This window comes from Sphingomonas sp. PL-96 (assembly GCF_020707215.1).
Lineage (GTDB): Bacteria > Pseudomonadota > Alphaproteobacteria > Sphingomonadales > Sphingomonadaceae > Sphingomonas.
Window position 1 is genome coordinate 1 of sequence record NZ_JAJFET010000020.1, and the last position, 3,499, is coordinate 3,499.

At 68.8% G+C, this 3,499-nt stretch carries 2 protein-coding genes; both read right to left on the reverse strand.

The window, feature by feature from the left end; genetic code table 11:
• Window positions 1–2,666 (reverse strand): efflux RND transporter permease subunit (locus tag LK533_RS17730; protein ID WP_229364399.1); only part of this gene is annotated, 2,666 nt, incomplete at its 3' end.
• Window positions 2,663–3,499: efflux RND transporter periplasmic adaptor subunit (locus tag LK533_RS17735; RefSeq protein WP_229364400.1), on the reverse strand; the 837-nt coding region annotated here is incomplete at its 5' end. The genes LK533_RS17735 and LK533_RS17730, both read right to left, overlap by 4 nt.

Consider the following 3,499-nt stretch of genomic DNA (forward strand, 5'->3'; position numbering starts at 1 on the left):
GGAAGGTTGAGCTCGGCTCCACCTAGGATTAGGCCGACGAACGCACCGGCTAGCGACAGCGGTAGCGCCGCCAGGATGGTGATGGGCTTGAAGAAGCTACGGAACAGCAGCACCAGCACACCGAAGATCAGGGCGATCCCCGCCAGCATGGCGCCGCCGAAGCTGCCGAACAGCTCCGCCATGTCTTCTGCGGCGCCGAAGGCAGGCTGGTGCACGCCGGCCGGCAGCGTCTTCAGAATGGGAAGCGCCTTGACCCGCTCAATCGCCTCACCCAACGACACGCCGTTCAGCTCCGCCTCCACGGTTGCCCGCCGCTCGCGGTCGAACCGCTCGATGCGGGTGACGCCAGGATCGAAATCAAGGTCGGCCACGGACGACAGTGGTACCGAGCCACCCGAATTGAGCGGCACGCGCAGGTTCGACAGCGTCTCGAGATCGCTACGCGCTTCGTCGGACAGGCGGACGCGGATCGGCAGGCGCTGCTGCCCGGCGTTGAACTTGGCGGTGTTGGCGTCGACGTCGCCTAGCGTCGCGACCCGGACGATCCCGGCCAGCGTTTCGGCCGTGACGCCCAGCCGCGCGGCCTCATCGGGTTTGGGGCGTATCACGAGTTCGGAACCGGGACGCGGCGTCAGCTGGTGGACGTTCGCGAGGACCGACAGCCCACGCATCTGCTCTTCCAGGGTCAGCGCGGCGCGTGAAAGCGCGGCGCCGTCCTCGCTCGCCAGGATGATCTGCACCGTGGAACTGCCACCGGCACCGCTCTGTCCGAAGCCGAAACGGACATCGGGAATGCGGAGCAGCAACGGGCGGATGTCGGCCTGGAACTGCTGGGTCGTCCGGTCGCGGTCGGCAGCGAGCAGCACCGTGACCTCGCCCCTCCCGACATCGCCGCCGGCGCCCACCGATGAGAACACGAGCTCGACGCCGCGCTGCTTGTGCAGCAAGTCGGTCAGCTTCGTGGCCGCACGGCGCATGTCGTCCAGCCTGGCACCCGGCGCGCCCTCCATCGTCATCTGGACGATGCCGTTGTCGCTGACGGGCGTGAAGCCGGTGGGGAGCGTCGAGGCGAGGAACAGCGAGCCGGCGAACAGCGCGCCCGCAGATCCAAGCGACAGCCAGCGATGCGCCAGCGCCCATTCCACGGAACGCCGGTAGAAGCCGGTGAACGGCTTGCGCTCCTTGGCATGCTGCGCGGGACGCAGGAAGTAGGCTGCCAGCAGCGGCGTCAGCAGTCGCGCAACGAGCAGCGAGAACAGCACGGCGATCGCCACCGTCAGGCCGAACTCGCGAAAGAACTGCCCAGCGAAGCCCGGCATGAAGGCGACGGGCAGGAACACCACCACGATCGACAGCGTAGTCGCCATCACCGCCAGCCCGATCGCGTCCGCTCCGACCAAGGCGGCATCATAGGGCGCCTCGCCCGCCTCGATGCGCTTCTCGATGTTCTCGATTTCCACGATGGCGTCGTCGACCAGGATGCCGATGACCAGCGTCAACGCGAGCAGCGAGATGATGTTGAGGCTGAAACCCAGCATCGCCATCGCCGCGAAGGTCGGTACGAGCGAGATCGGCATGGCGATCGCCGCAATCACGGTGCTGCGCCATTCGCGCAGGAACACGAACACGACCAGCGCGGCCAGGATCATGCCCTCGATCAGCGTGTGAACGGTCGCGGAGAAGCTCTCGCGGGTGTTCTGCGCCGTGGACACGATCTTGCGAAAGGTGACGCCGGCATGCTGCCGCGCCAGCGTGTCCACTGCCGCGTTGACGGCATCCTCCACGGCGACGTCGGACGCGGCCTTGGTCTTCATAACCTGGAACGCCACCACGGGCCGGTGGTCGAGCTGCGCGAAATGGGTTCGCTCGGCAGCACCGCTGGTCACGGTGGCGATGTCGCCCAGCCGCACCTGCCGCCCATTGCCGGTCGGGATCACGGTATCCGACAGCCTTGCGACCGTATCGGCCGCGCCCAGCACGCGCACCGTCTGCGTACGCCCGCCGATGTCCGCCGTTCCGCCCGGCGCATCCAGGTTGAAGCCGCGTAGCGCGTTGTTGATCGCGGGCGCGGTCAGGCCGAGCGCGTCGAGCCGCGCGGGATCGAGCGTCACGTTGATCTCGCGATCCACGCCGCCCAGCCGCTGCACCTGCGCGACGCCCGTCACCGTGGCGAGACGGCGGGTGATGGTATCGTCGACCAGCCAGCTGAGATCCACGTCGGACATGGCGGGCGCGGACACCGCATAGGTGACGACGGGTGCGGCGTCGAACTCGACCCGCTCGACAATCGGTTCCTCGATGTCGCGTGGCAGGTCGCCACGGATGCGATCCACGGCCGCGCGAACCTCGTCGGTGGCGCGTTGCGTATCCTCGCCGATGACGAAGGTGACGGTGGTGCTCGAAGAACCGAGCGCCACTGTCGACTGAACGTGGTTGACCCCGGCGATGTTCGACACCGCCGCCTCCACCTGACGGGTGATCTGCGTTTCGACTTCGCTGGGCGCAGCGCCGGGCAGCGTCACCGCGACCTGCACGGTGGGGAAGCTGACGTCCGGCAGCAGCTTGACCGGCAGCGTCCGATACCCGATCCCGCCGGCGATCATCAGCAGGATGAAGAGCACCGCGACCGGAATCGGATTGCGGATCGCCCAGGCGGAAATCTTCATCGTGGCTGCTCCCCCGTCGGGGCGGCGACCGGCTGGACCGGGTCGCCTTCGAGCAGGAAGGCGCCGCCGCCCAGCGCGACGCGCGTGCCGATCGGCGGTCCGTTCACCAGTTCCACCCAGCCGCCCGTGCGAGTGCCGGTGCGGACCGTGAGACGGTGCGCGCGGTTCTGGCGATCGATCGTGGTGATCGAGGTGCCGCTCGCCTCGAACTGCACGGCGGCTTCGGGCACCGCCGCCACCTGCCTCGCGGCTCGCGCGAACTCGGCGCGGGCGAATCCGCCCGGCCGCAACTGCGGGTCGACCGGCAGCCTGACGCGCGCGCGGCCGAGCTTGGTATCGGGATCGATGCGTGGCGAGACGAAGCGCACGCGCCCGTTGAACGATCTGCCGGAGGGGAGCGTGACACGTGTCGTCGTGCCGGGAATGATGGTGGCGAGAACGTCCTCGGGCACCTCGGCGTCGAGTTCGATCAACCGATCGCGCGCGATCCGGAACAGCGGGTCACCACCCCCGCCGGATACGCCGCCAGGGCGCACGTTGCGCTGGAGCACCACGCCGTTCACCGGCGCGCGTAGCGTCAGTCGGGCCTGCTGCGTTAGAAGGTCGCGCAGTTGCGCCCGTGCGACATCGGCCGCCGCAGCCGCGCTCTGCGCCTGGAAGCGGCGGGTCGCGATCTGCTCGTCGGACAGCAAGCCGGAGCCGTCGAGCCCCTTCACCCGGGTCGCTTCCGACTGCGCCTGCGCGGCCTGCGCCTGCGCCTGCGCGAGCTGCGCCCGGCCCTGTGCGATCTTGGACTGGAGCAATGCGGGATCGAGGATCGCGAGCGGCTGGCC